The following is a 25,905-nucleotide window of genomic DNA, read 5'->3' as shown; positions in this document are numbered from 1 at the left end:
GGGCGCTTCATCTCCTGCTAGGCGGCAGCCCGAACAGGAGAGAAGATTCACATGAGCAACGAACCCGGCCTCGACTTCCAGCTTGGCGAGATGGCTGACACGATCCGCGATACGACGCGTCGCTTCTCGATGGACAAGATCGAGCCGATCGCGGCGGCGATCGACGAGGAAGATCGCTTCCCCATCGAGCTGTGGCCGCAGATTGGCGAGCTCGGCCTGCACGGCATCACGGTGCCGGAAGAAGATGGCGGGCTTGGCCTCGGTTATCTTGAACATGTGGTCGCGCAGGAAGAAATTGCACGGGCCTCGGCCTCGGTCGGCCTTTCCTATGGCGCGCATACCAACCTCTGCATCAACCAGATCGCCAAATGGGCGACCCCCGAGCAGAAGGAAAAATATCTCGCGCCCCTGATTTCGGGCGAACATGTCGGCGCGCTGGCGATGAGCGAGGCGGGCGCGGGCTCGGACGTCGTTTCGATGAAGCTGAAGGCCGACAAGGTCGATGGCGGTTATCGCCTGAACGGCACCAAATTCTGGATCACCAACGGCGCCTATGCCGACACGCTGGTCGTCTATGCAAAGACGGGCGAAGGCTCGCGCGGCATCACCACCTTCCTGATCGAAAAGGACGACGAGGGTTTCTCGATCGGCCAGAAGCTCGACAAGATGGGCATGCGCGGCTCGCCGACGGCGGAGCTGGTGTTCAACGATTGCTTCGTGCCCGAGGATCGCGTCATGGGGCCGCTCAATGGCGGTGTCGCTGTGCTGATGAGCGGGCTCGACTACGAGCGCACGGTGCTGGCCGGCATCCAGCTCGGCATCATGCAGGCCTGTCTCGACGTGGTTCTGCCCTATGTGCGCGAGCGCAAGCAGTTCGGCACGCCGATCGGCAGCTTCCAGCTGATGCAGGCCAAGATTGCCGACATGTATGTCGCGCTCAATTCGGCGCGTGCCTACGTCTATACGGTCGCGAAGAATTGCGATGCCGACAAGACGACGCGGTTCGATGCAGCGGGCGCGATCCTGCTGGCGAGCGAAAGCGCGTTCAAGGTGGCGGGCGAGGCGGTCCAGGCGCTGGGCGGCGCGGGTTACACCAAGGACTGGCCGGTCGAACGCTTCCTGCGCGATGCCAAGCTGCTCGACATCGGAGCGGGCACCAATGAAATCCGCCGCATGCTGATCGGGCGCGAACTGGTGGGCGCCGGCAACTAGGCCGATTTGACGCGGGTCAATGCGCCTCCCCATAATTCGGCTTAGGCCGAGTGATGAGGAGGTGCCCCATGATCCGAACTACCTTCATTTTCCTTGCCGGCACGGCGCTCATGTCCTGCACGCAGGACGAGCCGATCGCGCGGGCCGACTTTGCCGACGCGACCTTTATCGGCGCGCAATCATCGTCGGTGGCAGAGCGACGCGCGCATGGCGCGCGGCTGGCCGACGTGCTTGGCTGCACCAGCTGCCATGCCGAGAATTTGCAGGGCGAGGCCTTTGCCGACGATCCCGATGGCGAGGTCATCTACGCCCCCAACCTGACGCGTGAGATCGGCAAGTATAGCGACGCCGAGTTCGAGCGGCTGATGCGCACCGGCGAGCATCGCTGGCGCGAAAATCTCTTCTATATGCCGTCCAAGAGCCTGCAGCGCCTGTCCGATCCCGACATGGCGGCGCTGGCCATGTATCTGCGCTCGCTCGAGCCGGCCGGGCGCAATTGGCCATTTCCCAAGGATGGCGAGGCGACCGAGCGACTGGTCGAACTCGGTATTTTTTCGACGAGCAACGCCAAGGTCGATGCCTTTCGCGACAATGTCCCGCCCGATTTCGGGCCGCAATTTGCGTTGGGCCGCTACATCGCGTCGGTGACCTGCGCCGAGTGCCATGGCGCTGATCTGAGCGGCGTGCCGAACGGCGCGCCGGGGCTGCAGAATATGGGTGCCTATGATGCCCAAGCCCTCGAGCTGTTGCTGAGCAAGGGCATCAATCGACACTATGAGACCAGCGGCATGATGACCCTCGTGGCGCGGCGCGAATTGTCTGCGCTCACCGACGCAGAGCGCACTGCCGTCATCGATTACGTGATGGCGCTGTCGGAGGACGAATAGCCCCGCTGCTTCCCAGTCAGCCTAACCTGTGTTAACTCTGCTGTCACAACAGAGGGAGATGCAGGATGCGGGGGTTTGTCGTCCTGCTGGCGGGGGCCAGCCTGTTTGCGTGCGCTGTCGAACAATCGAACGAGGATTCTCTAGAAGGCGCAGTGCTCGAAGACGCCGCGGTGACTTTTCAGGGCGCCGATTATGGCGATGACGAGGCGGCCAAGGTCGCGCATGGCGAGCGGGTGTCGAAGGTGCTGCTCTGCACCGCCTGTCACACGCCCACATTGACCGGCACACATATGGGTAATTTCGATCCGACGCTGGACGGCATCTGGGCTTCCAATGTCACGCGTGCCGTGCCCGATTTGACGGACGAGCAACTGGAGACGCTTCTGCGCGAGGGGGTGCATCCCACGCGAGATGAAATCTACATGATGCCGTCCAAGGTCTATCAGAAGGTCTCGGACGCCGACATGGCAGCGTTGATCGCCTATCTGCGCACGCTCGAACCGACGGGCGAGCCGACGCCGCTGACCAAGCTCAATCCCGGTCTCGCGGAAGCGCGTGCGGCAGGCCAATATCCGACATCTGCCGAAGAAGTGCCGCTCTATGCCGGCAACCATCCGCCCGATCCGGGCGAGGAATATGCGCTGGGTCGCTATGTCGCGACGGTCAACTGTGCCGACTGCCACGGGCCGCAGCTCGATGGCGAGGATGGCTTCGCGCCCGACCTCAGCCAGATGGTCGGGACCTATTCGGATGCCGAACTGGTGCAAATGCTGACGACCGGCGAGGCGCCTGGCGGGCGCGATATCGGGCTGATGAGCTTTATCGGCGCCAATGTGACCTCGCACCTTACCGACGAAGAGCGTGCGGACCTGGTCGCCTATTTGCGCAAGCTCTCCGAGGACAAGATGGCCGCGGCGCAGTAGCTTCCCAAAGCGGGTTTGCCGCGCTAGGCCACGGCCCATGAGTGCACCGACGCTGGACAGCAAGATCGACCTTTCCTCGCCCGAGGCGCAAGCCCGGGCAAAGCATAATCGCGCGCTCGTGGAGCGGCTTCGTGATGACGTGGCGGAGGCCGCCAAGGGCGGGCCCGAGCGGCATCGCGAAAGGCATGTTGCCCGCGGCAAGCTGCTCCCGCGTGAGCGTGTTGAGCGGTTGCTCGATCCCGGTTCGCCCTTTCTCGAGATCGGCCAGCTGGCGGCCTGCGATATGTATGAAGGCCAGGTGCCGGGCGCGGGCATGATCGCGGGCATCGGGCGTGTGTCGGGTCGGCAGGCGATGATCGTGTGCAACGATGCCACTGTGAAGGGCGGCACCTATTATCCGATGACGGTGAAGAAGCATCTGCGCGCGCAGGAGATTGCCGAGGCCAACCGGCTGCCGTGCATCTACCTGGTCGACTCGGGCGGCGCGAACCTGCCACATCAGGCGGAAGTCTTCCCCGACCGCGACCATTTCGGGCGCATCTTCTTCAACCAAGCCAATATGAGCGCCAAGGCGATCCCGCAGATTGCCTGCGTCATGGGGAGCTGCACGGCGGGCGGCGCCTATGTCCCCGCGATGAGCGACGAGAGCGTCATCGTGAAGGAGCAGGGGACGATCTTCCTTGCCGGGCCGCCGCTGGTAAAGGCGGCGACGGGCGAGGAAATCTCGGCCGAGGACCTAGGCGGCGGCGATTTGCATGCGCGCAAGTCGGGCGTGGTCGACCATTTGGCCGAAAATGACGAGCATGCGCTGACCATCGTGCGCGATATCTTGTCAACTGTGCCGCAGGGCGCGGAAAATGCCGACCTTAATTATGCCGAACCGCGCGCGCCCAAATATGACGCCGAGGAGCTTTATTCGATCATCCCCGAGGATGTCCGCGCGCCCTACGACGTGCATGAGGTGATTGCGCGCATCGTCGATGGCAGCGAGTTTCACGAATTCAAACCGCTCTACGGGTCGAGCCTGGTGTGCGGCTTTGCGCATATCCATGGCCTGCCGGTCGCGATCCTCGCCAATAATGGCGTGATTTTCAGCGAAAGCGCGGTCAAAGGCGCGCATTTCATCGAGCTGGCGGCGGAGCGGAAAATCCCGCTCCTTTTCCTCCAGAACGTGTCGGGCTTCATGGTCGGCGGGAAGTATGAGGCGGAAGGGATCGCCAAGCATGGCGCCAAGTTGGTGACTGCGGTCGCCACCGCGCAGGTGCCCAAGATCACCGTGCTGATCGGCGGCAGCTTCGGCGCGGGCAATTACGGCATGGCGGGGCGCGCCTACAGCCCCAACTTCCTCTTCACCTGGCCCAATTCGCGTATCTCGGTGATGGGCGGCGAACAGGCGGCCAGCGTGCTTGCAACGGTGCACCGCGATGCGGACACATGGAGCGAGGAAGAGGCGGAGGAATTCAAGAAGCCGATCCGCCAGAAATATGAGGATGAGGGCAATCCCTGGCACGCCACCGCGCGCCTGTGGGACGATGGCATCATCGATCCGGCGCAGACGCGCGATGTGCTGGGCCTGGCGTTTGCCGCGTGCCTCAATGCGCCGGTACCCGACCAGCCGAAGTTCGGCGTTTTCCGGATGTAAATATGACTCGCCAAAGCTTTTATGATCCTACTGTGGAACGCCTGATGGCTGATTGTCCGAGCCTTTGGTCGCTGGATTGGTCTTCTTTTTCACCTCGTCAGGACGGCGCGAGCTTGATCTATGGCGAAGCAGCATCTCAAGTGATCGAAACGAAAGACGAGCAACAGCTACGTGAACTGATGTCGCATTTGAGCACGGTGTTTGGCGGCCGCGACGAAGAGGTAAAGGCTGCGGCATTCGTGGGAGCATTGGAAAGTTTCGCGCTTTCGATCGAAGGATTGCAGTTGGGCAGAAGCTGGCTGACTGGAATCGCGCGGGAAGAGTTAGAGCGCGCGCGATCTCTATCTGAAAACTAAGTCGCTGGGGGATCTTATGGCCAAAGAGAAACCGTCCTTCGTGACGACATTTTTGATGACGATTCTCATCGGGATCGTGCTGCATCTCATTCATGAGCTGGCGCATATGCTCACGGCGATTGCGTTCGGGGCGAGCGGGAGCATGGGGACCAACACGGTCAACTATTCGACGTCGATGAGCGATACGGCGCGGCTGTGGACCAATATTGCAGGGCCGGGCATCATGCTGGTGATTGCGATTGCGGCGCGGGCGATGCAGTGGCGCTGGACGGCGATTATCCTGTGGGTGGTCTTCTTCCAGCGCCTGATGGCCGCCGTGCTGACGGCGATGGGTAGCCCCAATGACGAAGCGCGGATCGGCGCGATATTAGGGCTTGGCCAATGGCCGATCTTTGCGGCAACCGTTGGCGTTGCCGGTCTTCTTTTCGCCGCGCAGTTTCGCGACGAACGGCTCGGTTGGCGTTGGGCCTTGGCGGCCTTCCTCGGCATGAACGTGGCGATCACCGCAGTGGTGTTCGGCGACGACATGCTGCCCCGCATCAATTTCTAGGTCTGGACCCGGTTCGGCACGGCCTCTATCGCTGGCGCCATGATCAAGAGCCTGCTCATCGCCAATCGCGGCGAAATCGCCTGTCGTGTCATGCGGACCGCGCAGGCCATGGGGATACGCTGCGTCGCGGTCTATTCCGAAGCGGATGCCAAGGCGCTCCACGTGCGCATGGCGGACAGGGCGGTGTGCATCGGGCCGGCGGCGAGCGCGGAAAGTTATCTACGTGGCGACAAGATCATCGAAGCCGCGATGGAGACCGGCGCTGAAGCGATTCATCCCGGCTATGGCTTCCTAAGCGAGAATGCCGATTTTGCGCAGGCAGTGATCGATGCAGGGCTGATCTGGGTCGGTCCGAAGCCCGAGAGCATCCGCGCCATGGGCCTCAAGGATGCTGCCAAGAAACTGATGGCCGATGCGGGCGTGCCGGTGACGCCGGGCTATCTGGGCGAGGACCAGTCGGAGGCGACGTTGACCGCCGAAGCCGACACAATCGGCTATCCGGTGCTGATCAAGGCGGTTGCTGGTGGCGGCGGCAAGGGCATGCGCAAAGTCGAGGCTGCTGGCGATTTCGCCGATGCGCTGGCCAGCGTGAAGCGCGAGGCGACGGCCTCGTTCGGCAATGACGTCGTCATCCTCGAGAAATGGATCGAGAGCCCGCGCCATATCGAAGTGCAATTGTTCGGCGACAGCCATGGCACTGTCGTTCACCTGTTCGAACGCGATTGCTCGCTACAGCGCCGCCACCAGAAAGTCATTGAGGAAGCGCCCGCGCCCGGCATGGACGAAGAGACCCGCGCCGAAGTCTGCGCAGCCGCGGTCCGCGCGGGGCAAGCGGTGAATTATGAGGGCGCGGGCACGGTCGAGTTCATCGCCGATGCGAGCGAGGGGCTGCGCGCCGACCGCATCTACTTCATGGAAATGAATACGCGCCTGCAGGTCGAGCATCCGGTGACCGAAGAGATTACCGGCGTCGACCTGGTCGAATGGCAACTGCGCGTGGCGTCGGGCGAGCCGATCCCGGTGGCGCAGGAGGATTTGGCGATCGACGGGCATGCGATTGAGGCGCGACTCTATGCGGAAGATCCGGCGACGGGGTTCCTGCCTTCGACCGGGCGGCTCAATCATTTCGACCTCGGCCGCGAGCAGTGGCGCGGGCGTCGTCGGCGTCGCATCGAAACGGGTGTCGAAGAGGGCGATGTGATCAGCCCGCATTACGACCCGATGATCGCAAAGCTCATCGCGCATGGCGAGGATCGCGATGCGGCGATCGAGGGGCTGGCACGCACGCTGTCTGGCGTTGAAGTCTGGCCGGTGCGGACGAATGCCGCATTCCTGCTGCGGGCGCTGACGCAAGACGATTTCGTCGAGGCCGATCTCGACACGGGTTTTATCGCCGAGCATGAAGAAGCGCTTGTCCCCGATGGCGCGCCGAGCGATGCGCATTGGCGCACGGCGGCGATGATTGCGCTGGCTGGGGAAGAGCCGCAGCCCTTGGCAGGTTTCCGCCTCAATGCCGCGCCTCGCGCTGCGGTGGCGCTGAGTTTCAAGGGGGAGACGGTGACGGTCGACCTGGCCGATGGCGGCGAGACTTTGCCTTCGTCCGGTTTTCGCGATGACGAACGAGTCGTTCTGTTCAGTGCAGGCGAGGCGCATGAGTTCATGCTTTCGCATCGTCCGGGTTCGGGCGGCGCTGCCGCAGGCGACGGCGCGATCCTTGCGCCGATGCCGGGCAAGGTGACGAGCGTTTCGGTGGCCGAGGGTGATGAAGTTAAGGCGGGGCAGCGACTTCTAACGCTCGAAGCGATGAAGATGGAGCATGGCCTCACCGCGCCATTCGACGGGACGGTTGCCGAGCTCAGCGTGGAGCCCGGCCAGCAGGTCGCCGTGGAAGCGTTGCTGGCGCGGGTCGACGCGGGCTAGCGGCGGCGGGTGGCGCCAGTGGCGCTGCCGCCCGGTTGGTGCAAGGCCCGGCTGCCATAGCTGAAGGCGATCTTGTTGTAGTAGAAGGCGACTTCCTCGGTCGGGCGATCGCTCGACGTGCTGCCCATGCAGGCGGTGACCATCGCATCGGTAAGGACATAGGTGTCGTCGCCGTCGCGCACGCTCAGCGCATCCATCTTGGCGCCGACCTCGCAGGTCGCAAACTGCCCTGAGGCCATCAGGATCGGGGTCGACTTGTCGATCTCGCCGCGCGCCATATCGGGAGAGGCCCTGTCGACCTCGCGGCGGATGCGGACTTCGCGGCGGACTTCGCCATCTTCGCCGGCTTCCGCGTCGCGCTTGCCGACTTCCTTGATGATCACGCGCCGTTGGGTCTCGACGACCTCGCCGTTCCCGCCGGCATCGGCGCTGCGGGCAAGCTGGGGGCTGGCTTTGTCGATTTCCTTGATGACCGTGAAGGGTTTGTGCTGGCGCTTGCCGGTGGCCATGCCACTGCCCCGCTCGCGGCGTACGGTCTCGACGTCCATATCGCCATCGCCTTCGCCGTCGGGCGCCACGATCGACATTTCGATGCGGTTGACCTTGAATTCCTGGCCGCGCGTCATGCTGTCGATGCCATCGCCGTCATCGTCAGGGTCGAGCGCGTCGACTTCGCGCAAAAGGTCGCCCATCGTCGCCCAGCTGATCGACTGGACCTCGATCCACTCATCATGTGCTTCGGTGCCGCCCGTGCGCTCGCTCTCGCCTTGGATATCGCCGATCTTGAGATAGCCCGGTCCGGCCATCGCCGGCGCGGTCAGAGCCAGTACAGCAGTGGCAGCAAGCATGGTTCGCATTGTCTTGATGGTCATGGTTCGTCCCCTCTCTGACCCGAAGCTGCGGCGATCATACTGTATCCGGAATGAATGGGCGAGGGCGATTGCGGTCGCTCGATGCTTGGCAAGCGCGGGTGGGGTCCTTAGAGCAGGCGCCGAACAGTGATCACAGGAGACAGATGATGGACGTCAACGGAGTAGCAGCAGTCGTCACCGGCGGTGCGTCGGGCCTCGGCGAAGCGACCGCGCGCAAGCTTGCGAGCATGGGTGCCAAGGTCGCGATCTTCGATCGCAACGAGGATGCGGGCGAAAAGGTCGCGGGCGAGATTGGCGGCGTGTTCTGCAATGTCGACGTGACCAGCGACGAAGCGGTGAGGGCCGGCTTCGACAAGGCGCGCGAGGCGCATGGGCAGGAGCGGATCCTCGTCAACTGCGCGGGCGTCGCCAATGCCGCCAAGACGGTTGGCGTCAACAAGGAAACTGGCGAGCGGCTGCTCTATCCGATGATTCAGTTCGAATTGGCCATCAACATCAACCTTATCGGCTCGTTCCGCTGCATCGCCTATTCGGCGCAGGGCATGGTCGGGCTCGACCCGCTGGAAGATGGCGAGCGTGGCTGCATCATCAATACGGCGTCGGTGGCGGCCGAGGACGGCCAGATCGGCCAGGCGGCCTATTCGGCGTCCAAGGGCGGCGTGCTGGCCATGGCGCTGCCGATCGCGCGCGACCTGATGAATGACGGCGTGCGCGTCAACACGATCCTGCCCGGCGTCTTCAAGACCCCGATGGTCGCGATGATGCCCGAGAAGGTGCAGGATGCCCTCGGCGCGCAGGTGCCGTTCCCCAAGCGTCTCGGCAAGGCCGAGGAGTATGCGGAGCTGGCCGCCTTCATCGCCGAAACGCCCTACCTCAATGCCGAGAGCATCCGTCTCGACGGCGGTATCCGGATGGCGCCGCGCTAAGATGGGCGTTGCCAGTATCGAATTGCTCGACGCGCTCGGCCAGACCGCGCGCGAGGCAGGCGATGAAATCCTCAAGATCGTGGAGCGCGGCTTCGACGTCGACGTGAAGGGCGACAAGTCGCCCGTCACGGAGGCCGATCATGCCGCCGAAAAGGTCATCCTTGCCGCGCTGAAGCAGCATTGCGGCGACGTGCCGGTGATCGCCGAGGAGCAGGTCGCGGCCGGCAACGTGCCTGCGCACGAAGATACCTTCTTCCTGGTCGACCCGCTCGACGGGACCAAGGAATTCATCCGCGGCGGCGAGGATTATACGGTCAATATAGGCCTGATCGAGAACGGACTGCCGGTGATGGGGATCGTCTTTTCGCCGGCGACGGGTCGCTTGCATCTCGGCCTCAACGGTCGTGGGGCATGGCTCGAGGGACCGGGTGGCACGCGCAGCGTCATCATGACCCGCGAATTGGGCGAGGACCGCGTCGCGGTCGCCTCCAAGTCGCATCTGAGCCAGGAAACGGTCGACTATCTTGGCAGCGTGTTCGGCGGCCGCGAGCCCGAACGTGTTTCGGTCGGATCGAGCCTCAAATTCTGCATCGTCGCCGAAGGGCGTGCGGACATCTATCCGCGCCTCTCGCCGACCTGCGAGTGGGACACGGCTGCGGGCCATGCGGTGCTGCTGGCCGCCGGCGGCCGCGTCGACGGGCTCGACGGCAAGTCGCTCGCCTATGACAAGCCCAAATATTTCAATCCGGGCTTCGTCGCGACGGCGGGCTGGCAGGCGCCGCGCATCGACGCCTTCATGGCCTAGCGCTTCTTGGGGAGGGGCGGGGGGAGATTGTCGTCTCCGTCCGCCTCATCACTGCTGCGATCGGGTTCGAGCGCCTCGGGCAGGTTTCCGGCCCAGTGGGCGAGCTCGCGGAACAGTTTGCGCTGCGTATCGGCATCGGCAGGGCGGCTTTTGCTGACCCCCTGGAGCCGATCGATGTCGCGCCGGGCGCGGTCGATCCGCAGGCTCAATTCGCGCGCTTCCGGACAATCGGGGTCGATCGTCGCGAGCATCGTTTCGCAATCCAGCAACACCGCCTGCAATTCGGCGAGGCGCCGTGCGCGCGCCGCGCCGCGCAGTGCATGTCGGTCCGCCTTGTTTCGATCATCCGAGCACATCATGGCACGCTCCCTAGCCCGGTGATGCTTGCGCGCGGCTTGCCGATCGGTCCGGAACGGAGCGTTCACTTTGCTCTGGTCGAGCGCGCCGCTTGGGGCTAGGGTTGCGCCGCTCGGTACAAATGTGACGGTCCTGCCCGAAGTGATGGGGGACCGGCGTCTTGGGGGACCATCAAGTGACCGAGCAATATCCGACCCTTTCGCAGGCCGAGGCCATGGCTGCGCCGCGCCGCATCGACCTTGTCGTCTCGAGCGACATGGCGGCGAGACGCGTGCAGGGGGAATTGGAACGGATTGGCCTCGCCGTCGGCAATTTGCTGCATGTCGGCGACAATGGCGTCGATGAACTGGGCGAATATCCGGTCTGGGTCGAAATCGACGAAGATAAGGGCGCAGCGCTCGATCGCTGGCTGATGGCCTTCGACGCGCGCGTCGACAGCGCCGCCATTCCCGCCGCCGTCGCGGTGCCGCGGCAGATGGTCGATCCCGTCACGGCGCGGGTCGGCGGCGACGTCGATATTCTCGTGGCCGCCGATGCGGCGACGCGCAGCGGGGCGATGGCGCTGCTCGCCGCGCAGGACATGTCCGGCAGCGGTGTCGGCGAAAGTTCGAGCGGGAACGATGGCCAGCTGAAGCGGCTTTCGGAAGAGGTGCAGCGCATCGCTGCGGCGCTGTCGCGCCTGTCTCAGGATGGCGAGGCCGATGCGGCGTCGGGCATGGTGAGTGCGCCGGCCTCAGGCGACCTGCCCGAATTGTCGGTGGAAACGGTGCGATCGATGATCCGCGCGCGCCGGCTTCGCGAGGACTATTTCGACAAGGAGCTGTTCCACGATCCGGCGTGGGACATGATGCTCGACCTGCTGGCCGCCGAAATCGCGCAGCATCGCGTCCCGGTCAGCTCGCTGTGCATGGCCGCTGCAGTGCCGCCGACGACGGCGCTGCGCTGGATGAAAACCATGGTCGACCGCAACATCTTCCTGCGCCGCGCCGATCCGCATGACGGTCGCCGCGTCTTCGTCGAGCTGTCGCGCGATGCCAGCCATGCGCTCCGCCGCTACTTCGCCAAGCTCGGCCCGCGCTTCGCTGTCTAGACACAAATTTGTCACAAGCGCTTGACGAGGGCTTCAATTCGATCTTTGTTACGCAAAGTAAACGGCGTCTCGAGGGGGTGAGGGATGACGATCCGCTATATCAAGATCCTGGTCGTGCTGGCCGCTGGCCTGCAGGCTTTTCTCTATGCCCTGCAGAATATGGCCAATCTGGAGGCGGCACGCGGCGCGGTCGCCTACGTCCTCTCGCAAGCTGACAATGCGGTGTACACCGATAGCGTCATCCCGGCGGTCACCTCGCCGGGGCTCGTCTCGTTTGCCATGTGGTCGATCATCGCGCTCGAACTGGTGGGCGGCATTGCGGTGCTTGCCGGGGCCGGACGCATGGCCCTGTCTATCAAGGGCACGCGGCGCGCCTTCAATGCGTCGAAATGGCTCGCTTTGTCGGGCCTCGGGCTTCTCGTCTTCACGTGGCTCGGCCTGTTCCTCGCGATTGGCGGGGCGGGTTTCCAGATGTGGCAGACCGAGGTCGGCGGCGGCTCGCTAGAGGGTGCCTTCATCTACGCCATGACCAGCGGCCTGGTGATGCTCATCGTCGCGCAGGACGAGCCCTGCTGGGCCGACCGCACGGAAAAGGTTGATCATCGCCAGGAGGGATGGCAGGAGCCTGACCGTTCGCACAGGTAGGGCGGTTAGCTCAGTTGGTAGAGCATCTCGTTTACACCGAGAGGGTCGGCGGTTCGAGCCCGTCACCGCCCACCATGTGCGATCCCATTCCCTAGATTAGAGCTTGCGCACCAGCGTTTCGACCGTGGCCAGCCAGGGCGGGTCTTTGACGACTTGCTGGCGGCTACCTGCCCCCGGGGGGAGGATGAGGAGATTGCCACCCTGGCGATCGATCAGGCGGCCGAAAATGTAGCGGCCGGCCGGGCGCGGGACGAGTACGTCCTTGTTGAGCGCGCTGCCGAAATCGTCGGGCCCCAGCTGTCGGCACCAGATTTCGTCGCCGCTGCGATAGTCGCCAATCCCCGCCTCGACGCGCAAGGCGACGATGTCGCTTGCCGGGCTGGGGGGGAGCGCGATGAGGCGCTGGGTCGGGGCCTGGGCATTGCCACCAGCTTCGAGGATGGCAGCGACCTCGACTTCCTGCGTTTCCTCGTTGGCGACCAGTTCTGCGGCATCGACGCCGAGCGCGCCAGCAATGCGGTTGAGCCAGGCCAGCGACAGCGTGCGCGTGCCGGTCTCGAGCCGGCCGATGGTCTGCGCCGTGGTCGGCGGTTGGCACCGGGCCGCGACCTCGGCGAGCGTCATTTTCTTGGCTTTGCGCACTTCGCGAATGCGTGAGAGCATCGCCGCTTCTCCCCTATGAAATAACCAAATCGGTTTTCCTCTGTCCTACAGATGTGCCGTCATGGCAAGTAAAAAGCGACTCGGCGAAGGAGAAGAGGCATGAAGGCGAAGGCAGGACGTATTCTTGAGGACGCGGCGATCGAAGGTGAGACGGTTGGCGGTAAGGCCAAGGCCCGAAGCGTGACCGTGAACCGGCTGGAGAGCCCGCTGGGCTGGCTACGCTCGCGCGGGCATATCAGCGAGCGCCAGCATGATGCGGGCGAGCGATTGCGCGACGATTATGAGCGCGCGCAACTGTCGCAGCGCATCACCATGGCCTGGGACGCAGCGCCCGTGGCACGCAGCCGCGGCGGCAGCGGGGACATGCCCGATCTGTCGGGCAGCCAGATGGATGCCAAGCGGCGCTTCGAGGGGGCGATCGATGCGGCGGGCAAGGGGCTCGGCGATATTCTGTGGCGCGTGGTCTGTGCGGGCCAGGGCATGCGCGAGGCGGAAAGCGCGCTCAAATGGCCGGCGCGGTCGGGCAAGTTGGTGCTTACGCTGGCGCTGGACCGGGTTGCGGATTACTACCGAATCGTATGAGCGAGATGATCATCTACGGGGCGAGCATGTCGCCCTATGTGCGCAAGGTTATCGCTGCGGCGATGCTGAAGGAATTCGACTTCAAGGTGAAATCGCTCGGCATGCGCGATCCCGATCCGGAATTTCGCGAGGCCAGCCCGTTCGGCAAGATCCCCGGGCTGCGCCATGGCGACTACACGCTCGCCGATTCAAGCGCGATCATCCACTATTTCGAAGCGCTGCAGCCCGAACCATCACTGCTGCCCAAAGATGCCGAGGCGCTGGGCAAGGTCATCTGGTGGGACGAGTTTGCCGACACCATTCTGGTCAGCTGCGGGCTGAAGATGTTCTTCAATCGAGTGGTGTCGCCGTTATTCGCAAAACAGCCCGGCGACCTTGAAGAGGCGCGCCGGGCGGAATGCGAGGAATTGCCACCCATCCTCGACTATTTCGAGGGGCAGGTGCCCGATGCAGATGGCTATCTGGTGGGGGGAAGGCTGACGCTTGCCGATCTCGCCGTGGCGTCACCCTTTGCCAATCTCGACCATGCCAATGCCGAGGTGGACTGGGCGCGCTATCCGCGCATCGAGGCCTGGTCGCGCCGGATGCTGGCCGAACCCTATTTCAAGGGATCGGTGAGCCGCGAGCAGGCTTTCTTCCGCAAGGTCGGTCACGAAGTGACCGGCCGCGTCGGCTAGCCTTATTCTTCCTCGTCTTCGGACAGGCCCTTGACCGGGCCGCCCTGGCCCTGCGCCTGATATTTCACCGGATCGAAATTGTCCGCGTCCATCGCGTCGATGCGATCTTCTTCGCTCAGCGCGGGTGCGCGTTCGTTCGAAACATTTTCCTTGTCGCTCATCATCGTCCTCCTTGGGGGTCGACAGGATAACGAGGGACATGCGCAGCGCGTTCCGCACGCGAAAAAGGCCGCCCGGTTTCCCGAGCGGCCCATTTCTTTTCGGCAATGAGGAGAAGCTTACTTCTCTTCTTCGCTCGCTTCCTCAGCGGTGTCCGCTTCGGCTTCGGCATCGCCTTCGTCAGCGTCGGCAGCTTCGGCCTCGGCTTCGATTTCGGCGATTTCCTCTTCCTTGGCAGCAGCCGGGTCGGCGACTTCGATCGAACCGTCTTCGGCAACGACTTGGCCGGGCTCGAGGACGACTTCTTCGTCCACGCCGGCGTCGATCGCATTCTCGACCAGTTCGGCCTGCTCTTCTTCATACATCTGCTGGATGATGTCGATGCCCTGGGCCTGGAGTTCGGCTTCCTCGGGCGAGCGGGCCACGTTGGCCTTCACCGTGATCGAGACTTCGGGGTGCAGGACGACAGTGACGTCGTGCATGCCGATGGTCTTGATCGGACGGATGAGCTGGACCTGGCTCTTTTCGATCTTGTGGCCTTCTTCGTCCATGCCGGCGACGATGTCGCGAGTCGCGACCGAGCCGTACAGCTGGCCGGTGTTCGAAGCCTGGCGGATGAGAACCAGCGTGGTGCCGTCCATCTTCTTGGCTTCGCCTTCGGCGCTGTCGCGCTTCTCGGCATTTTCCTTTTCAATGCGCTCACGGTTGGCTTCGAAAACAGCCTTGTTGGCGGCGTTGGCGCGAAGGGCCTTCTTGTTCGGCAGCAGGAAATTGCGCGCATAACCATTCTTCACGGTCACGACATCGCCGATGCCACCAAGCTTTTCGACGCGTTCAAGCAGGATAACGTCCATCGTAGCTCTCCTTACTTAACGACGTAGGGCAGCAGGCCGATGTGACGCGCGCGCTTGATCGCCTTGGCGAGTTCGCGCTGCTTCTTGGCCGAAACTGCGGTGATGCGGGAAGGCACGATCTTGCCACGCTCCGAGATGAAACCCTGGAGCAGGCGCGTGTCCTTGTAATCGATGACGGGCGCGTCATTGCCCGAGAAGGGGCACGACTTGCGGCGGCGGAAGAACGGACGGGCCATTAGTTGCGCTCCTTCTTGCCGCGACGGCCGTCGCGGTCATTCTTGCGCATCTGCACGGACGGGCCTTCTTCATGCTCGTCGACGCGGATGGTCATGTAGCGGACAATGTCTTCGTTGATGCGGGTCTGGCGCTCGAGCTCGGCAACGGCGGCCGGCGGCGTGTCGAGACGCAGCATCACATAGTGCGCTTTGCGGTTCTTCTGGATCTTGTAGGCCATCGACTTGAGGCCCCAATTTTCGGTTTCCACGACCTTACCGTCATTGTCGGTAATGATCTTGGTCGCTTCCTCGGTCAGCGTATCGACCTGTGCCTGGGCAAGGTCCTGACGCGCGAGGAAGATATGCTCGTAAAGAGCCATATCATTTCTCTCTTATTCTTGGCCGATCGCTGACGCCGCACCATGCGAACGCCCCTCCGGCTATCGTCAACATTCAAAGGCCGGCGGAGAATCCTCCGTCGGCTGGGGGCGCCTATAAGGGCAAAGTGCCCCCTATTGCAAGTCGTTAGAGGCGCTTGGAAAAGATCAATTTGTCGAGGCCATCGTCATAATAATCAGCGATGCGCGCCTCCTTGCTATAGCCATGGCCGCGATAGAGCGCCCAGGCGGGCGCGAACATGGCATCGCTCGCGGTCTCGATGATGGCGAGGCGGTTGGCCTTGCGGGCTTCCGCCTCGAACGCCTGCAGCAGCGCCGCGCCATGGCCGCTGCGCCGTGCCTCGGGGCGCGTGCCGATGAAGAGGAGGTTGGCGACGCCCTGCGCCATCGCTTCGGGCTGCCAATAGGCGGCGGCTTCCGGGCCGTTGCCGTGATCGGCGACGAGCAGGGTGGGCTTGGCGCCGCTTTCAAGCTCGGCATCGAGCATGGCGGCGAAATGATCGAGTTCGTCGCCGAGGAACATCTGGGTGCCCTCGGCAATGGCACGCAGCGCGTCACGGTCTGCGGCAAGTGCGGGTCGGATCATGATGACTTGTTTCTTTCGTGCAAACGGGAGTCAGGGCCGCGCGCCGGGGTGGCGGCGGCGACAATGAAACAAGCCCGTTCCCATTGCCGCCCTTCGGGCGCTGTGGCAAGCCTTCGCGCATGGCGACGCGACCCGAACCGCGCAGCGATCCGCAAGACGATCTCAGCCTGCCCGGCTGGGTCTATCATGATGCGGAGTTCTTCGAGGCGGAGAAGGCGGCGTTTCTCAGGAAAGCGCCGCAGGTCGTTTGCCATGTCAGCGAAATCTCGCAGCCGGGCGACTGGCGCAAACTCGATTATCTCGGCGAGAGTATCATCGTCATTCGCGGCGATGACGGGACCGTGCGTGCCTTCCACAATGTCTGCCGCCATCGCGGCAGCCGGCTGGTCGATGGCGAGGGTGGCTGCGACCGCGTGCTGACCTGTCCTTATCATGGCTGGAGCTATGGGCGGGACGGGGCATTGAAGGGCGTGCCGCATCGCGAGGATTATCCGGTGCTCGATACGCATGGCCTAGGGCTCAAACCCGTCCCGCTGGAAGAATGGCAGGGCTTTTACTTCGTGACGCTGCAGGAAGGCGCGCCGTCGGTTGCCGAGATGATGGCGCCCTATGCCGAGGAAATTGCGCCCTATCGCTTTGCCCAAATGGAGCCGATCGGGCGGGTGACGCTGCGACCGCGCAGGCTCAACTGGAAGACGATCGCCGACAATTATTCCGACGCGCTGCACATTCCGGTTGGCCATCCCGGTCTCACACGCCTGTTTGGCAAGAGCTACGGGATCGAGGCTGGCGCCCATGTCGACAAGATGTGGGGCGATTTGCGCGACACGCCGTCGGCCAATCCGTCCGAGCGTGCCTACCAGCAATTCCTGCCCGACGCAGCGCACCTGCCGGACAGCCACAAGCGCAAATGGATCTATTTCAAGCTGTTTCCCAATGTCGCCTTCGACATCTATCCCGACCAGGTCGATTTCATGCAGTTCCTGCCGGTGAGCGCGACGGAAACGGTGATCCGCGAAATCAGCTATGCCCTTCCCGACGATCGCCGCGAGATGAAGGCAGCACGCTATCTCAACTGGCGCATCAACCGGCAGGTCAATGCCGAGGATACCGAACTGATCGCGCGGGTGCAGGCGGGGATGGAAAGCGATGCCTACGAACCCGGTCCGCTGGGTCGGAGCGAAGTGTGCCTTCGCAGCTTTGCGCGCCGACTGCGCGAGGAACTGCCGCAAGCACGACTGCCTCATCCACCCGGGCGGAACGACTAGTCTTCGCCTGCCGTTGGCGTGTCGATATCCCAACAGGCAGAAGGAGACAGGCAGATGGGCGGACGTTTCGAAGGCAAGCGCGTACTCATCACCGGCGGGACGAGCGGCATCGGGCTGGCGACGGCCAAACGCATCGTCGAGGAAGGCGGCGAGGTCGGCGTGACCGGCACCAGCCAGGATAATCTCGATCGTGCCGGCCGCGAATTGCCGCCGACCAGCCTGGTCCTGCGCAACGACGCGGGCGACCCCGATGCGGTGGCGGAGCTCAAAAAAGCCGCCGAAAAGATGGGGCAGATCGACGCGCTCTACCTCAATGCAGGCTATGGGGGGCAGACCCCCATCGGCGACACGTCGGCCGAGGAATTCGACCAGATGATGAACGTCAATGTGCGGGGGCCGGTGTTGCAGATGAACGCACTGGCGCCGCTGGTGAAGGATGGCGGATCGATCCTCATGACCTCGTCGGTCGCGCCACATCTCGGCATGCCGATGGGTAGTGTCTACGCCGCGACCAAGGCCTGCAACGCCTCGATGGCGCGCAATTGGGCGCGCGAACTCGCGCCGCGCGGAATCCGGGTGAATGCGGTGGCGCCAGGCCCCATCGATACGGGTTTCTTCGCGCGATACTCGGAGGAAAGTGGCGGCATGAGCGAGAACGATATGAAGGATATGCAGAAGCGCATCCAGGAAGCGGTGCCGCTGGGCCGCGTCGGCAATTCCGATGAAGTCGCCGCCGTGGCCGCCTTCCTGCTCAGCGACGATGCGTCCTACGTCACCGGTAGCGAATATATGGTCGATGGCGGCATGACGATGCGCTGATCGGACCGCAGATCGGACAACAAAAAAGGGGCCGGACGGCATATACGCCGCCCGGCCCCTCTTTTCGTGGGGCGTATCGCTTAGAAGCGGATACCGACGCCGGCGCTCACGCGCAGCGAGTCGAACTCGATCGTGTCGACATTGCCGCGGAGCATGAAGTTGCCGAGGCCGACATCGGCGCCGACACCGACGAGCCAGCCTTCGGCCTTGTCGTCGTCGCCGAAGCCGTCGAGGAAGCCGACGATGAAGGCGTTGCGGTCGTCACCGGTCATGGCGAACGCGTCCGCGCCTTCGTTGGCGAGGAATTCGGTGTCGAAGTCGACGAGCTGGTAGCCCGAACGGACGTACAGGTCGGCGACGCCAACCTTGGTGCCGACGAGGGCGGCCACGCCATATTCGGCGTCGATCGCGTCGCTACCGGCCATGTAGTTGCCTTCGACGCCGTAGAAGACATTGCCTTCGCCGCCGATCTTCACGCCGGCGAAACCGCCATAGACGAGGCCGTCAACGTCGAGGGTGCCCGTGGCGCCGAAGTCGCTGAGGTCGAGGCTTTCGATGTCGTGATAACCGACGCTGCCACCGGCATAGATTTCGGTTTCGGGGCCGACCTGCGCAAAGGCAGGCGTGGCGATCAGCGCGGCAGCAGCCGACGCGGCGAGAAACAGGTTTTTCATTGAAATACTCCAATTTACAGATACTTCCGCCGCCGGGCAGAACGGCCGGGAGGCGACGGGGAGCGCCCATGTAGCGACTTCGGCGCAGATGCCAAGGCGTATCGGCTTCCATTTGTCGAAACTTCGCGAAGGCTTGTCAGGCCGAACGTGCCTGAGTACCTCCGCGCCAGGACACAGGGGAGCTTTCATGTACGCATTCATTTTTCCGGGGCAGGGCAGCCAGAAGGTCGGCATGGGCGTCGAACTGGCCGAAGCGAGCAAGACCGCCGCGGACGTATTCGGCGAAGTCGACGAGGCGCTGGGCCAGCATCTGTTCAAGCTGATGGCCGAAGGTCCGGCCGACGAGTTGACCATGACCGCCAACGCCCAGCCCGCCATCATGGCGCATTCGATCGCAGTGCTGCGCGCCAGCGGCATCGACCTTGCCAACAAAGCGAGCTTCGTCGCCGGGCACAGCCTTGGCGAATATTCGGCGCTGGCGGGCGCTGGCGCGTTCGAACTGTCGACCACGGCCAAGCTGCTGCGAACGCGCGGCGATGCGATGCAGCAGGCGGTGCCGGTGGGCGAGGGCGCAATGGCCGCGCTTCTCGGCGTCGATATCGCCAAGGCCGAAGAGATTGCCGCTGCCTGCGCCGAGGGCGAGGTATGCGAAGTCGCCAACGACAATGATCCGGGCCAAGTCGTGCTGTCGGGTCACAAGGGCGCGATCGAGCGTGTCGTCGAGCGAGCCAAGGATATGGGTGCCAAGCGCGCCATCCTGCTGCCCGTCTCCGCCCCGTTCCATTGTTCGCTGATGAAGCCTGCTGCCGACGCAATGGCAGTGGCGCTGGCCGACGATGTGCTGGTGGGCCCAAGCGTGCCGCTGGTCGCCAATGTGACCGCCGAGGCGACACAGGACGTGAACACGATCCGTGCCCAGCTGATCGAACAGGTTACGGGCCGCGTGCGCTGGCGCGAAAGTGTCGCCTGGATGGCCGACCAGGGCGTCACGCATTTCGTCGAAGTCGGCGGCAAGGTGCTCGCCGGCATGGTCAAGAAAATCGCCCCCGACGCGGCCATGACGAGCCTCGTCACGATGGGCGACCTCGAAGCATTTGCGAAGGAAATCTGATGTTCTCACTCGAAGGTAAAACCGCGCTCGTCACCGGTGCGTCCGGTGGTCTCGGTTCGGAAATTTCGAAGGCGCTTGCGGCGCAGGGCGCGCGGCTCGCGCTGTCGGGATCGAACGAGGAGAAGCTGAAGGCGTTCGCGGCCGAACTGGGCGGCGACCATGTGACGCTGGTTGCGGACCTTTCGAACGCCGAAAGCGTCGACGGGCTCGTGCCGGCTGCGGTCGAGGCACTCGGCAAGCTTGATATCCTCGTGAACAATGCCGGCATCACCCGCGACAATCTCGCCATGCGCATGAAGGACGAGGAGTGGGAGCAGGTCATCAAGGTGAACCTCGAAGCTGCGTTCCGGCTGATGCGTGCTGCGGTGAAGCCGATGATGCGGGCGCGCGGCGGGCGGATCATCAATATCAGCTCGGTCGTCGGGGAGACGGGCAATCCGGGGCAGATGAACTATGTCGCGGCCAAGGCCGGCCTTGTCGGCATGGGCAAGGCGCTGGCGCAGGAAGTGGCCAGCCGCAACATCACCGTCAACGCCGTCGCACCGGGCTTCATGGCTAGCGCCATGACCGATGCGCTCGATGAAAAGCAGCAGGGCGCGATCCTTGGTCGTATCCCGATGGGCAAGATGGGGTCGGGCGCCGATATCGGCGCTGCGGTTGCCTATCTGGCGAGCGATGAAGCCAGCTACATTACCGGCCAGACGCTGCACGTGAATGGCGGGATGGCAATGCCGTAAGGCGCATATGCGCGGCGAACAAAATTACGTCCGTAACCTGGGATGGGGCTGCATCTGGACGCCCCTGATCATGTTATTTCCGCTGTGGCTCGGCCTTTTTTCCGAGCCACGGCTAATCTTGGAATATGCCCAGACCTACGCCCTCTTGTTCGGCGTACCGATTGCGACCGGGGTCGCAATCCTCGTCTGGGAGCATCGTCGCTCCAGCCGTTAAAAGTCTGTTCTGGTGACCCGCCACCGTGCATCGCCCATGTGCCGGTGCGTACTGCCCGCGCCGATCGGCTGCACCGGCACGATATGCTCGGCATGGGCGTGGCCATCCGCGTGATCGATGCGGTCAAACGCGACGCGGCCGTGGCGCTTGAGGTCCTGCAACCCGCTTTCCTCGATGTTGCGATAGTCCGCGACCAGCTCCGCGCCATCGCTCTCGGCCTTGATGATGCCGACATGATGTTGCCGGCTGTAGCTGATGATTTCTCCAAATTCGGTCATGCGCCGTCTCCCTTTCATTTGCGTAAGGCAGTCGGCCAGGCGTTGGTCACTTCCATCCGAATGGCACAGCGTCTAGCTGACTAGAACGTTCTACTTGAAAAATCCCAGTTTTTCAATGTTTTGTTCGGCGATCTTTCAAGGGTCCGAGATTGTCGAGTGACTCATCAGAGAGATCATAGAAGAACCCGGCCTTTCGACGATCCGGCTGTGTCGCGCGACCAACACACCTGATTGCCTCGCGGCTTTTGACGTGCATGTTGCCTGCAGCCCTTGATGGTGAAAATACGCCACCTATATCGCCCTCGAGTTTGAAACAGGTGCGCTCTCGGGGGAGGGCGCCAAACAAGAGTTGAATTGAGAGAGGGAAACCAGATGTCGAAAGTCATTGGTATCGACCTTGGCACCACCAACAGCTGTGTGGCTGTCATGGAGGGCGGCAAGCCCAAGGTGATCGAGAATTCGGAAGGCGCGCGCACGACCCCGTCGATCGTTGCCTTCACCAAGGATGGCGAGCGCCTCGTCGGCCAGCCGGCCAAGCGCCAGGCCGTCACCAACCCCGACAATACCGTGTTCGCGGTGAAGCGCCTCATCGGCCGCCGCTTCGATGACCCGGTGACCAAGAAGGACACCGAGCTCGTCCCGTACGAAATCGTCAAAGGCGACAATGGCGATGCCTGGGTCAAGGCGGGCGACAAGAATTTCTCGCCGTCGCAGATTTCGGCCTTCATTCTCCAGAAGATGAAGGAAACCGCCGAGGCCTATCTCGGTGAGACGGTCACGCAGGCCGTGATTACCGTTCCTGCCTACTTCAACGATGCCCAGCGCCAGGCGACCAAGGATGCCGGCAAGATTGCTGGCCTCGAAGTCCTGCGCATCATCAACGAGCCGACCGCTGCGGCGCTCGGTTACGGGATCGACAAGCAGGAGGGCAACAAGACCATTGCGGTGTACGACCTTGGTGGTGGTACCTTCGACATCTCGATCCTCGAGCTTGGCGACGGCGTCTTTGAGGTGAAGTCGACCAATGGCGACACCTTCCTCGGCGGTGAGGATTTCGACGCTGCGATCGTCGAATATCTCGCCGACAAATTCAAAGAGAAGGAAGGCATCGACCTCAAGAAGGATCGCCTTGCGCTGCAGCGCCTCAAGGAAGCTGCGGAAAAGGCGAAGATCGAGCTGTCCTCGACCTCGACCACCGAGGTGAACCAGCCCTTCATCACCGCACGCATGGAAGGTGGCTCTTCCACCCCGCTCCATCTCGTGGAAACGATCACGCGTTCGGACCTTGAAAAGCTGGTCGGCGACCTCATCAAGCGTACGCTCGAGCCCTGCAAGAAGGCGCTCAAGGATGCGGGCGCGAAGGCCGAGGATATCGACGAAGTCGTTCTCGTCGGCGGCATGACCCGCATGCCCAAAGTGCGCGAGACGGTCGAGCAGTTCTTCGGCAAGAAGCCGCATACGGGTGTGAACCCCGACGAAGTCGTCGCCATGGGCGCGGCAATTCAGGCGGGCGTGCTCCAAGGCGACGTCAAGGACGTGCTGCTGCTCGACGTGACGCCGCTGAGCCTCGGCATCGAGACGCTGGGTGGTGTCTTCACCCGCATGATCGATCGCAACACGACGATCCCGACCAAGAAGAGCCAGACCTTCTCGACCGCGGAAGACAATCAGAATGCGGTGACCATCCGCGTCTTCCAGGGCGAGCGCGAAATGGCGCAGGACAACAAGATGCTGGGCCAGTTCGACCTGGTCGGCATTCCCGCCGCGCCGCGCGGCGTGCCGCAGATCGAGGTCACGTTCGACATCGACGCCAACGGCATCGTCAACGTCAGCGCCAAGGACAAGGGTACGGGCAAGGAACAGCAGATCCGCATCCAGGCCTCGGGCGGTCTTTCGGACGATGACATCGAGAAGATGGTCCAGGAAGCCGAACAGTATGCCGACGAAGACAAGGCCAAAAAGGAAAGCGCCGAAGTGCGCAACCAGGCCGACAGCCTCGTCCATACGACCGAGAAGCAGCTCGAAGAGCATGGCGACAAGGTCGATGCCGGCGTGAAGTCGGAAATTGAGACGGCGCTTAAGGAGACCAAGGAAGCGCTTGAAGGCGACGACAATGCCGCCATCAAGGAGAAGTCCGAGGCGCTCGCCAAGTCGGCCATGGCGTTGGGCCAGGCCATCTACGCCGCGCAGCAGGCCGAAGGTGCCGAAGCGGGTTCGGGTGATGCTGGCGCCGATGCCGACGCTGGCAAGGCCGATGACGAAGAGGTCGTCGATGCCGAATTCAGTGAAGTCGACGAAGACGATAAGAGCGAAGAAAAGGCCGACTAAGCGATGACGGCGCCGTTCCTCCAACGCGGGGAACGGCGCCTTGTCGCGTTGTGCTTGGGACGGGCTCATGGCCGACACTGACTATTACGAACTTCTGGGCGTGGATCGCGGCGCGGATGCCGACACGATCAAGCGCGCCTATCGCAAGGCGGCGATGGATTGCCATCCCGACCGCCACAATGGCTGCTCCGACCAGGAAGCGCGCTTCAAGTCGATCAACGAGGCCTATGATGTCCTCAAGGATCCGCAGAAGCGCGCCGCCTATGATCGCTTTGGCAAGGCCGCCTTCGAAAATGGCGGTGGTGGTGGCGGCCCCTTTGGCGGCGGCGGCGGTTCGGGCGATTTTTCCGACATCTTTTCGTCGATCTTCGGCGATTTCATGGACGGCGCCGCGCGTGGCGGTGGCGGCGCAAGGCGCCCCGCACCAGGCCGCGGGTCCGACCTTCGCTACGATCTCGAACTGAGCCTCGAAGAAGCATTTTCGGGGATCGAAAAGACCATCACCGTCGAAGCGCTAGCCGATTGCGAGCCGTGCGAGGGCAATGGCTCGGAAGGCACTTCCAAGCCGGTCGTCTGCGAGACCTGCGGCGGCGCTGGCAAAGTCCGCGCGCAGCAGGGTTTCTTCCTTGTCGAGCGTGGCTGCCCCAATTGCATGGGCTCGGGCCAGGTCGTGGCCGACCCGTGCGGTCACTGCAATGGCGAGGGCCGCGTCCTCAAGAAGCGCAAGCTGGAGGTCAAGATCCCGGCGGGCGTTGATGAAGGCACGCGTATCCGCGTCGCCCAGGAAGGCGAAGCGGGCGTGCGCGGCGCGCCGGCGGGCGACCTTTATCTCTTCGTCCACATGAAGCGGCATCCCATCTTCCAGCGCGAGGGCTCGACCCTTATCGCCGAAGTGCCGGTGAGCTTCACGACCGCTGCCCTTGGCGGCGAAGTCGAAGTGCCGGGTGTCGATGGCGAGAAAGTCAATTTCAAGATCGCACCGGGTATCCAGTCGGGCGAGGCGCTGCACCAGCGCGGCGCGGGCATGAATGTCGTCAATCAGCGCGGCCGCGGCGACATGATTGTGCGGGTCCATGTCGAGACGCCGTCTAAATTGTCGAAGAAGCAGAAGGAATTGCTCAAGGCATTCCGCGAGACCGAGACGGGTGACGAATGCCCCGCGACCAAAAGCTTCTTCGGCCGCATCAAGGACCTGTTCGAAGGCTAGAGGAACAAGTCGCCGCTGCCCCTTGTTTCGACAGTGAAACCGAAGGGGACATCCACATGCGAACTACGATTCTCGCCGGCCTTGCCGCCACCACCGCGCTCGTCGCCGCGCCTGCTGCCGCGCAGGACATGGACGATGTCGAGATCACCGTCGAGTGTGTGAGCGAACGTGTCTGCGTGCTGTTCGGGCAGGGCGGCAATATCGCGCTCCAGCACGGCGAAGATGGCAATATACTGGTCGACGACCAGTTCGCGCCGCTGACCCCCAAAATTCTCGCCGCCGTCGCCAGCGTCAACGATGCGCCGGTCGAGTTCGTGGTGAACACCCATTATCATGGCGACCATACGGGCGGTAACGAGAACCTCGCCGACGAGGGCGCGCTGGTGTTGGCGCATGACAATGTGCGCAAGCGGATCGCCGAGCGGATCGGGCAGGACATGGGGCATGGCGCCCTGCCGGTGCTGACCTTCGAGTCCGGGGTGGACCTCGAATGGAATGGCGAGATCATCGGCATCGACCATGTCCATCACGCCCACACTGATGGCGATAGCCATGTCTATTTCATGGGTTCCAAGGTGGTCCATATGGGCGACACCTATTTCCATGAGGTCACCTGGCCCTACATCGATCTTGGCGCCGGTGGGTCGATCGAGGGCCTGATCGCTTCTGCCAAGACCGTGCTCAGCCGCGTCGACAGCGAATGGACGATCATCCCGGGCCATGGTCCCGTGGCGAGTTTTGCGGAGCTTCGTGCCTATCACGACATGCTGCTCGACCTGCGCGATGGCGTGAAAGCCGGCATCGATGCGGGCGAGAGCCTGGAACAGGTGCAGGCGCGCGGCCTCACCGACGCCTACGAGGTCAGCGAAGGCTTCATCAGCGCCGACAAGTTCATCGAAGCGGTCTACAAGAGCCTGACGGGCGAAACGGATTATTCGCCGCGTTAAGCC

Annotated in this window: 30 protein-coding genes and 1 tRNA gene; 21 read left to right on the top strand and 10 right to left on the bottom strand. The window is 63.2% G+C overall.

Features of this window, described 5'->3' with window-relative positions; genetic code table 11:
• Window positions 1-51: 51 nt before the first annotated feature.
• The 7 genes from NDO55_RS05580 to NDO55_RS05550 all read left to right on the top strand — a co-directional run bounded on the left by NDO55_RS05580 (window position 52) and on the right by NDO55_RS05550 (window position 7,490).
• Window positions 52-1,212 (top strand): acyl-CoA dehydrogenase family protein, encoded by a 1,161-nt coding sequence (locus NDO55_RS05580; protein WP_252113235.1) that lies wholly within the window; start codon window positions 52-54, stop codon window positions 1,210-1,212.
• Window positions 1,213-1,280: 68 nt separating this feature from the next.
• Window positions 1,281-2,099, top strand: coding sequence for a cytochrome c (locus tag NDO55_RS05575; protein ID WP_252113234.1), 819 nt, complete (start codon window positions 1,281-1,283; stop codon window positions 2,097-2,099).
• Window positions 2,100-2,164: 65 nt separating this feature from the next.
• The gene (locus tag NDO55_RS05570) at window positions 2,165-3,022 is read left to right on the top strand and encodes a c-type cytochrome (RefSeq protein WP_252113232.1); all 858 of its coding nucleotides are present in this window, start codon (window positions 2,165-2,167) and stop codon (window positions 3,020-3,022) included.
• 37 nt (window positions 3,023-3,059) lie between these two features.
• The gene (locus NDO55_RS05565) at window positions 3,060-4,664 is read left to right on the top strand and encodes a carboxyl transferase domain-containing protein (protein WP_252113230.1); all 1,605 of its coding nucleotides are present in this window, start codon (window positions 3,060-3,062) and stop codon (window positions 4,662-4,664) included.
• Window positions 4,665-4,708: 44 nt separating this feature from the next.
• Window positions 4,709-5,020: a hypothetical protein gene (locus tag NDO55_RS05560; protein WP_252113228.1), complete on the top strand. Its 312-nt coding sequence runs from the start codon at window positions 4,709-4,711 to the stop codon at window positions 5,018-5,020.
• A gap of 55 nt (window positions 5,021-5,075) precedes the next feature.
• Window positions 5,076-5,570, top strand: coding sequence for a hypothetical protein (locus tag NDO55_RS05555; protein WP_252113226.1), 495 nt, complete (start codon window positions 5,076-5,078; stop codon window positions 5,568-5,570).
• Window positions 5,571-5,609: 39 nt separating this feature from the next.
• On the top strand, window positions 5,610-7,490 hold the full coding sequence (locus NDO55_RS05550; RefSeq protein ID WP_252113223.1) for an acetyl-CoA carboxylase biotin carboxylase subunit: 1,881 nt from the start codon (window positions 5,610-5,612) through the stop codon (window positions 7,488-7,490).
• Here NDO55_RS05550 and NDO55_RS05545 read toward each other — a convergent pair.
• Window positions 7,487-8,362, bottom strand: coding sequence for a type VI secretion system tube protein Hcp (locus NDO55_RS05545; protein WP_252113221.1), 876 nt, complete (start codon window positions 8,360-8,362; stop codon window positions 7,487-7,489). The two genes, NDO55_RS05550 and NDO55_RS05545, sit on opposite strands and share 4 nt — an antisense overlap.
• 146 nt (window positions 8,363-8,508) lie before the next feature.
• Between NDO55_RS05545 and NDO55_RS05540 the strand changes: the two genes are divergently transcribed.
• Together NDO55_RS05540 and cysQ are read left to right on the top strand one after the other, a co-directional pair.
• The gene (locus NDO55_RS05540) at window positions 8,509-9,288 is read left to right on the top strand and encodes an SDR family oxidoreductase (RefSeq protein ID WP_252115550.1); all 780 of its coding nucleotides are present in this window, start codon (window positions 8,509-8,511) and stop codon (window positions 9,286-9,288) included.
• Window position 9,289: 1 nt separating this feature from the next.
• Window positions 9,290-10,093 (top strand): 3'(2'),5'-bisphosphate nucleotidase CysQ, encoded by an 804-nt coding sequence (gene cysQ, locus NDO55_RS05535; RefSeq protein WP_252113219.1) that lies wholly within the window; start codon window positions 9,290-9,292, stop codon window positions 10,091-10,093.
• Here the strand turns inward: cysQ and NDO55_RS05530 are convergent.
• Window positions 10,090-10,452: a hypothetical protein gene (locus tag NDO55_RS05530; protein WP_252113217.1), complete on the bottom strand. Its 363-nt coding sequence runs from the start codon at window positions 10,450-10,452 to the stop codon at window positions 10,090-10,092. The two genes, cysQ and NDO55_RS05530, sit on opposite strands and share 4 nt — an antisense overlap.
• A gap of 158 nt (window positions 10,453-10,610) precedes the next feature.
• On the opposite strand from NDO55_RS05530, the gene NDO55_RS05525 reads away from it, so the two are divergent.
• From NDO55_RS05525 to NDO55_RS05515, 3 genes are all read left to right on the top strand, one after another.
• The gene (locus NDO55_RS05525) at window positions 10,611-11,540 is read left to right on the top strand and encodes a hypothetical protein (RefSeq protein WP_252113215.1); all 930 of its coding nucleotides are present in this window, start codon (window positions 10,611-10,613) and stop codon (window positions 11,538-11,540) included.
• A gap of 84 nt (window positions 11,541-11,624) precedes the next feature.
• Window positions 11,625-12,185, top strand: coding sequence for a DUF2165 domain-containing protein (locus NDO55_RS05520; RefSeq protein WP_252113213.1), 561 nt, complete (start codon window positions 11,625-11,627; stop codon window positions 12,183-12,185).
• Window positions 12,185-12,260 (top strand) — tRNA-Val (locus NDO55_RS05515). The genes NDO55_RS05520 and NDO55_RS05515 overlap by 1 nt, the downstream gene beginning before the upstream one ends.
• Before the next feature lie 21 nt (window positions 12,261-12,281).
• Here NDO55_RS05515 and NDO55_RS05510 read toward each other — a convergent pair.
• The gene (locus NDO55_RS05510; protein ID WP_252113211.1) at window positions 12,282-12,848 is read right to left on the bottom strand and encodes a helix-turn-helix domain-containing protein; all 567 of its coding nucleotides are present in this window, start codon (window positions 12,846-12,848) and stop codon (window positions 12,282-12,284) included.
• A gap of 99 nt (window positions 12,849-12,947) precedes the next feature.
• Between NDO55_RS05510 and NDO55_RS05505 the strand changes: the two genes are divergently transcribed.
• Both NDO55_RS05505 and NDO55_RS05500 read left to right on the top strand, forming a co-directional pair.
• A complete protein-coding gene (locus NDO55_RS05505) occupies window positions 12,948-13,430 on the top strand; it encodes a DUF6456 domain-containing protein (protein ID WP_252113209.1) in 483 nt (160 codons plus the stop codon).
• On the top strand, window positions 13,427-14,107 hold the full coding sequence (locus NDO55_RS05500; RefSeq protein WP_252113207.1) for a glutathione S-transferase family protein: 681 nt from the start codon (window positions 13,427-13,429) through the stop codon (window positions 14,105-14,107). Before NDO55_RS05505 ends, NDO55_RS05500 begins: the two co-directional genes overlap by 4 nt.
• A 2-nt stretch (window positions 14,108-14,109) precedes the next feature.
• Here NDO55_RS05500 and NDO55_RS05495 read toward each other — a convergent pair whose 3' ends face one another.
• The 5 genes from NDO55_RS05495 to NDO55_RS05475 all read right to left on the bottom strand — a co-directional run bounded on the left by NDO55_RS05495 (window position 14,110) and on the right by NDO55_RS05475 (window position 16,319).
• A complete protein-coding gene (locus NDO55_RS05495) occupies window positions 14,110-14,271 on the bottom strand; it encodes a hypothetical protein (RefSeq protein ID WP_252113205.1) in 162 nt (53 codons plus the stop codon).
• Window positions 14,272-14,385: 114 nt separating this feature from the next.
• Complete coding sequence (gene rplI, locus NDO55_RS05490) at window positions 14,386-15,120, bottom strand: 50S ribosomal protein L9 (protein WP_252113203.1); 735 nt, start codon at window positions 15,118-15,120, stop codon at window positions 14,386-14,388.
• Window positions 15,121-15,131: 11 nt separating this feature from the next.
• Window positions 15,132-15,356 (bottom strand): 30S ribosomal protein S18, encoded by a 225-nt coding sequence (gene rpsR / locus NDO55_RS05485; protein WP_244382668.1) that lies wholly within the window; start codon window positions 15,354-15,356, stop codon window positions 15,132-15,134.
• Window positions 15,356-15,715: a 30S ribosomal protein S6 gene (rpsF, locus tag NDO55_RS05480; RefSeq protein ID WP_252113201.1), complete on the bottom strand. Its 360-nt coding sequence runs from the start codon at window positions 15,713-15,715 to the stop codon at window positions 15,356-15,358. The genes rpsR and rpsF overlap by 1 nt, the downstream gene beginning before the upstream one ends.
• A gap of 145 nt (window positions 15,716-15,860) precedes the next feature.
• Window positions 15,861-16,319 (bottom strand): GNAT family N-acetyltransferase, encoded by a 459-nt coding sequence (locus NDO55_RS05475; RefSeq protein WP_252113199.1) that lies wholly within the window; start codon window positions 16,317-16,319, stop codon window positions 15,861-15,863.
• Window positions 16,320-16,438: 119 nt separating this feature from the next.
• Here NDO55_RS05475 and NDO55_RS05470 point away from each other — a divergent pair, with 119 nt between their 5' ends.
• Window positions 16,439-17,587, top strand: a complete 1,149-nt coding sequence (locus tag NDO55_RS05470; RefSeq protein WP_252113197.1) for an aromatic ring-hydroxylating oxygenase subunit alpha — start codon at window positions 16,439-16,441, stop codon at window positions 17,585-17,587.
• 54 nt (window positions 17,588-17,641) lie between these two features.
• Complete coding sequence (locus tag NDO55_RS05465) at window positions 17,642-18,406, top strand: SDR family oxidoreductase (protein WP_252113195.1); 765 nt, start codon at window positions 17,642-17,644, stop codon at window positions 18,404-18,406.
• Between the two features lie 80 nt (window positions 18,407-18,486).
• Here the strand turns inward: NDO55_RS05465 and NDO55_RS05460 are convergent, their stop codons facing one another.
• Complete coding sequence (locus NDO55_RS05460) at window positions 18,487-19,080, bottom strand: hypothetical protein (protein ID WP_252113193.1); 594 nt, start codon at window positions 19,078-19,080, stop codon at window positions 18,487-18,489.
• A gap of 187 nt (window positions 19,081-19,267) precedes the next feature.
• On the opposite strand from NDO55_RS05460, the gene fabD reads away from it, so the two are divergent.
• Both fabD and fabG read left to right on the top strand, forming a co-directional pair.
• Window positions 19,268-20,191 carry an ACP S-malonyltransferase gene (fabD, locus tag NDO55_RS05455; protein ID WP_252113191.1) on the top strand — a complete coding sequence of 308 codons (924 nt, stop codon included), beginning with the start codon at window positions 19,268-19,270 and terminating at the stop codon, window positions 20,189-20,191.
• Window positions 20,191-20,928, top strand: a complete 738-nt coding sequence (gene fabG / locus NDO55_RS05450; protein ID WP_252113189.1) for a 3-oxoacyl-[acyl-carrier-protein] reductase — start codon at window positions 20,191-20,193, stop codon at window positions 20,926-20,928. Before fabD ends, fabG begins: the two co-directional genes overlap by 1 nt.
• Before the next feature lie 210 nt (window positions 20,929-21,138).
• Here fabG and NDO55_RS05445 read toward each other — a convergent pair whose 3' ends face one another.
• Window positions 21,139-21,420, bottom strand: a complete 282-nt coding sequence (locus tag NDO55_RS05445) for a hypothetical protein (protein ID WP_252113187.1) — start codon at window positions 21,418-21,420, stop codon at window positions 21,139-21,141.
• A 372-nt stretch (window positions 21,421-21,792) separates the two neighbouring features.
• Between NDO55_RS05445 and dnaK the strand changes: the two genes are divergently transcribed.
• The 3 genes from dnaK to NDO55_RS05430 all read left to right on the top strand — a co-directional run bounded on the left by dnaK (window position 21,793) and on the right by NDO55_RS05430 (window position 25,902).
• A complete protein-coding gene (gene dnaK, locus NDO55_RS05440) occupies window positions 21,793-23,748 on the top strand; it encodes a molecular chaperone DnaK (protein ID WP_252113185.1) in 1,956 nt (651 codons plus the stop codon).
• 67 nt (window positions 23,749-23,815) lie between these two features.
• A complete protein-coding gene (gene dnaJ / locus NDO55_RS05435) occupies window positions 23,816-24,955 on the top strand; it encodes a molecular chaperone DnaJ (RefSeq protein WP_252113183.1) in 1,140 nt (379 codons plus the stop codon).
• A 56-nt stretch (window positions 24,956-25,011) separates the two neighbouring features.
• Window positions 25,012-25,902 (top strand): MBL fold metallo-hydrolase, encoded by an 891-nt coding sequence (locus NDO55_RS05430; protein WP_252113181.1) that lies wholly within the window; start codon window positions 25,012-25,014, stop codon window positions 25,900-25,902.
• Window positions 25,903-25,905: the final 3 nt, after the last annotated feature.

The organism is Sphingomicrobium sediminis (genome assembly GCF_023805295.1).
In the GTDB taxonomy this organism is placed as follows: domain Bacteria; phylum Pseudomonadota; class Alphaproteobacteria; order Sphingomonadales; family Sphingomonadaceae; genus Sphingomicrobium; species Sphingomicrobium sediminis.
Note: the sequence above shows the minus strand (reverse complement) of the source record. Positions and strands in the feature narration are given on the sequence as shown.

Coding starts and splice junctions, on each gene's coding strand:
- NDO55_RS05580 (WP_252113235.1), top strand. CDS start 52: ATGAGCAACGAACCCGGCCTCGACTTCCAGCTTGGCGAGATGGCTGAC.
- NDO55_RS05575 (WP_252113234.1), top strand. CDS start 1,281: ATGATCCGAACTACCTTCATTTTCCTTGCCGGCACGGCGCTCATGTCC.
- NDO55_RS05570 (WP_252113232.1), top strand. CDS start 2,165: ATGCGGGGGTTTGTCGTCCTGCTGGCGGGGGCCAGCCTGTTTGCGTGC.
- NDO55_RS05565 (WP_252113230.1), top strand. CDS start 3,060: ATGAGTGCACCGACGCTGGACAGCAAGATCGACCTTTCCTCGCCCGAG.
- NDO55_RS05560 (WP_252113228.1), top strand. CDS start 4,709: ATGGCTGATTGTCCGAGCCTTTGGTCGCTGGATTGGTCTTCTTTTTCA.
- NDO55_RS05555 (WP_252113226.1), top strand. CDS start 5,076: ATGACGATTCTCATCGGGATCGTGCTGCATCTCATTCATGAGCTGGCG.
- NDO55_RS05550 (WP_252113223.1), top strand. CDS start 5,610: ATGATCAAGAGCCTGCTCATCGCCAATCGCGGCGAAATCGCCTGTCGT.
- NDO55_RS05545 (WP_252113221.1), bottom strand. CDS start 8,362: ATGACCATCAAGACAATGCGAACCATGCTTGCTGCCACTGCTGTACTG.
- NDO55_RS05540 (WP_252115550.1), top strand. CDS start 8,509: ATGGACGTCAACGGAGTAGCAGCAGTCGTCACCGGCGGTGCGTCGGGC.
- cysQ (WP_252113219.1), top strand. CDS start 9,290: ATGGGCGTTGCCAGTATCGAATTGCTCGACGCGCTCGGCCAGACCGCG.
- NDO55_RS05530 (WP_252113217.1), bottom strand. CDS start 10,452: ATGATGTGCTCGGATGATCGAAACAAGGCGGACCGACATGCACTGCGC.
- NDO55_RS05520 (WP_252113213.1), top strand. CDS start 11,625: ATGACGATCCGCTATATCAAGATCCTGGTCGTGCTGGCCGCTGGCCTG.
- NDO55_RS05510 (WP_252113211.1), bottom strand. CDS start 12,848: ATGCTCTCACGCATTCGCGAAGTGCGCAAAGCCAAGAAAATGACGCTC.
- NDO55_RS05505 (WP_252113209.1), top strand. CDS start 12,948: ATGAAGGCGAAGGCAGGACGTATTCTTGAGGACGCGGCGATCGAAGGT.
- NDO55_RS05500 (WP_252113207.1), top strand. CDS start 13,427: ATGAGCGAGATGATCATCTACGGGGCGAGCATGTCGCCCTATGTGCGC.
- NDO55_RS05495 (WP_252113205.1), bottom strand. CDS start 14,271: ATGATGAGCGACAAGGAAAATGTTTCGAACGAACGCGCACCCGCGCTG.
- rplI (WP_252113203.1), bottom strand. CDS start 15,120: ATGGACGTTATCCTGCTTGAACGCGTCGAAAAGCTTGGTGGCATCGGC.
- rpsR (WP_244382668.1), bottom strand. CDS start 15,356: ATGGCCCGTCCGTTCTTCCGCCGCCGCAAGTCGTGCCCCTTCTCGGGC.
- rpsF (WP_252113201.1), bottom strand. CDS start 15,715: ATGGCTCTTTACGAGCATATCTTCCTCGCGCGTCAGGACCTTGCCCAG.
- NDO55_RS05475 (WP_252113199.1), bottom strand. CDS start 16,319: ATGATCCGACCCGCACTTGCCGCAGACCGTGACGCGCTGCGTGCCATT.
- NDO55_RS05470 (WP_252113197.1), top strand. CDS start 16,439: ATGGCGACGCGACCCGAACCGCGCAGCGATCCGCAAGACGATCTCAGC.
- NDO55_RS05465 (WP_252113195.1), top strand. CDS start 17,642: ATGGGCGGACGTTTCGAAGGCAAGCGCGTACTCATCACCGGCGGGACG.
- NDO55_RS05460 (WP_252113193.1), bottom strand. CDS start 19,080: ATGAAAAACCTGTTTCTCGCCGCGTCGGCTGCTGCCGCGCTGATCGCC.
- fabD (WP_252113191.1), top strand. CDS start 19,268: ATGTACGCATTCATTTTTCCGGGGCAGGGCAGCCAGAAGGTCGGCATG.
- fabG (WP_252113189.1), top strand. CDS start 20,191: ATGTTCTCACTCGAAGGTAAAACCGCGCTCGTCACCGGTGCGTCCGGT.
- NDO55_RS05445 (WP_252113187.1), bottom strand. CDS start 21,420: ATGACCGAATTTGGAGAAATCATCAGCTACAGCCGGCAACATCATGTC.
- dnaK (WP_252113185.1), top strand. CDS start 21,793: ATGTCGAAAGTCATTGGTATCGACCTTGGCACCACCAACAGCTGTGTG.
- dnaJ (WP_252113183.1), top strand. CDS start 23,816: ATGGCCGACACTGACTATTACGAACTTCTGGGCGTGGATCGCGGCGCG.
- NDO55_RS05430 (WP_252113181.1), top strand. CDS start 25,012: ATGCGAACTACGATTCTCGCCGGCCTTGCCGCCACCACCGCGCTCGTC.